This is a genomic window from Gilvimarinus sp. 1_MG-2023 (assembly GCF_030548285.1).
On record NZ_JAUOSC010001867.1, the window covers coordinates 1 to 230 of the forward strand.

A 230-nucleotide genomic window follows, 5' to 3' on the forward strand; every position below is an offset into this window, starting at 1 on the left:
AGGTATGGACGATCTGGCTGCCAAGATCAAAGTTGGTGATTTGGCCTTTGATGTCGTGAGCGCTTCTCCTGATGCGATGCGTGTTGTCGGTCAATTGGGTCAGATTCTGGGTCCACGTGGCCTGATGCCTAACCCGAAGGTTGGTACTGTGACTCCTGACGTTGCCACTGCTGTCAAAAACGCAAAAGCGGGTCAAGTCCGCTACCGCAACGACAAGAACGGTATTATCC

Annotated in this window: 1 pseudogene; it reads left to right on the forward strand. The window is 52.6% G+C overall.

Annotated elements, in window-relative coordinates:
• Positions 1–230, forward strand: a pseudogene (locus tag Q4563_RS23160) (50S ribosomal protein L1); the annotation flags it as partial.